Genomic DNA, 1,426 nt, shown 5'->3' with positions numbered 1-1,426 from the left:
ATCGTGGCGATCACCGCGACGCCGAGCGCGAGCGCGGCCAGGGGACCGGCCAGGGCGGCCCAGCGGGCCCGCAGGCCCGCGGCCGCGACGGTCAGCATGCGGCTGCCTCTCTGGTCTCGATCGTGCTTAGACGGGTGGCGACGGTCATCGCGTCGGGATGCTCCAGGGTTCCGGTGAGGCGGCCGTCGGCCGGGAACGCCATGCGGTCGGTGTACGCGGCGGCGAGTGGGTCGTGGGTGACCATGACGATCGTCTGGCCCCGGTCGGCGACCAGCGTCCGCAGGTTCCGTAGCACCGTGCGCGACGCCGTGCTGTCCAGCGCCCCGGTCGGCTCGTCGGCGAACAGCACGCGCGGCGCGGCGACCAGGGCACGGGCGATCGCGACGCGCTGCTGCTGCCCGCCCGACAACTCGGCGGGCCGGTGCCGTGCCCGGTCGCCGAGGCCGACGGCTTCCAGCGCGGCGCGTACGGCACGGGCGTCGGGTCGGCGTCCGGCTAGCCGCAGCGGCAGCCCGACGTTCTGCTCGGCGGTCAGGGCGGGCAGCAGGTTGTAGGACTGGAAGACGAAGCCGATCGTCTCGCGCCGCAGCCGGGTCAGCGCGGACTCGCGCAGCCGCGCCAGGTCCTTGCCCGCCAGCGAGACCGCGCCCGACGTCGGGCGCTCCAGCCCGGCGGCGCATTGCAACAGCGTCGACTTGCCCGAGCCCGACGCACCCATCACGGCGGTGAACGAACCCTCCGCCAGTTCGAGGGAGACCTCGTCCAGGGCGGTCACGGCGCCGGGGCCCGTCCCGTAGGTCTTGCTCACCGCGGTGAGCCGCACGATGTCCATGGATCCAGGCAACCGGTACGGCCGGGGCCGGGTCGATCAGCCAGGCCACCGTGTACGGGGTATGCCCCGCCTTACCCCCGCCGTCACCCGCGCCGGATGGTCCGCCCCCGAAAACCGCCTCTATCTTGGCGTGATGGAAGCGATCAGGGCACTGCGGCGGCGCGGTCTCCTGGCGTCGGCATGGCCGTGGCGGAGCCTGGCGTACCTGGTGACCGGTTCGATCCCCGGAACCCTCGTGCTGACCGTCGTGGCGGCGGTGCTGGTCGTCGGCGGCACGCTGGCGTCGGTGCTCATCGGGCTGCCGATGCTGGCGGCGCTGGCCTTCGCGGGCGTGCCGGTCGCGGCGTTCGAGCGGTGGCGGCTGCGCCTGATGGGCGCCGAGCCGGTGGCCGGCCCGCACCGCGCCCCAGACCGTCCGGGTGTCGGAGGCTGGCTGGCGACCCGGGTACGCGAGGCCGCGACCTGGCGGGAACTGGGCTTCACGGTGCTGTTCGCCACCGTCTTGTGGCCGCTGGATCTGGCCGTCGCCGCCGCGGGGGTCGCCCTGCCGGTCACACTGCTCACCGCGTGGCTGCCCGTCCTGTCGGGCGGACG

General features: G+C 74.5%; 2 protein-coding genes. One reads left to right on the top strand and one right to left on the bottom strand.

The features are described from left to right. Window positions 1-91: 91 nt before the first annotated feature. On the bottom strand, window positions 92-832 hold the full coding sequence (locus ACFFNX_RS49960) for an ABC transporter ATP-binding protein (RefSeq protein ID WP_378213523.1): 741 nt from the start codon (window positions 830-832) through the stop codon (window positions 92-94). A 133-nt stretch (window positions 833-965) separates the two neighbouring features. Between ACFFNX_RS49960 and ACFFNX_RS49955 the strand changes: the two genes are divergently transcribed. Beyond that, a partial coding sequence (locus tag ACFFNX_RS49955) for a sensor domain-containing protein (RefSeq protein WP_378213522.1) occupies window positions 966-1,426 on the top strand: 461 nt, incomplete at its 3' end.

It is taken from the genome of Actinoallomurus acaciae (genome assembly GCF_042429965.1).
GTDB lineage: Bacteria > Actinomycetota > Actinomycetes > Streptosporangiales > Streptosporangiaceae > Actinoallomurus > Actinoallomurus acaciae.
Note: the sequence above shows the minus strand (reverse complement) of the source record. Positions and strands in the feature narration are given on the sequence as shown.